Source organism: Idiomarina aminovorans, from assembly GCF_023155095.1.
In the GTDB taxonomy this organism is placed as follows: domain Bacteria; phylum Pseudomonadota; class Gammaproteobacteria; order Enterobacterales; family Alteromonadaceae; genus Idiomarina; species Idiomarina aminovorans.
This window is the reverse complement of record NZ_JAKNDA010000024.1, coordinates 1-342: the sequence shown is the minus strand read 5'-3', so window position 1 is coordinate 342 and position 342 is coordinate 1. Positions and strand designations below refer to the sequence as shown.

1 protein-coding gene is annotated in these 342 nt (G+C 50.3%); it reads right to left on the bottom strand.

Features of this window, described 5'->3' with window-relative positions; all coding sequences use genetic code 11:
- Positions 1-342 (bottom strand): hypothetical protein (locus L8G48_RS13700; protein WP_443986728.1); only part of this gene is annotated, 342 nt, incomplete at both ends.

Genomic DNA, 342 nt, shown 5'->3' with positions numbered 1-342 from the left:
AGTCCGAAGACGTACCCGACAAGCTCAGATTTCCGCCATCAGCTTCGCCGGCAACACTCAGGCTGCCCTCAACATTGTCTAATTCATCGTTAGTGGAAGCCGTCTGTTCAGTACCGTTGTTATCTTCAGCGGCAACATTGATGGTTAACTCACCATCCACCAGGCCGGAGATATCGGCATCAACCGTATAGGTACCATCTGCTGCAACAGTTGCTGTGGTTTCAACGCTGTCACCGTTCTTATCGGTGATTGTAATGGTCACTTCTGTACCTTCGGCCATATCGGTGGAAGTACCCGATACCGTAATATTGCCGTCGGTAACCTCACTGGCTACCGTTAGAT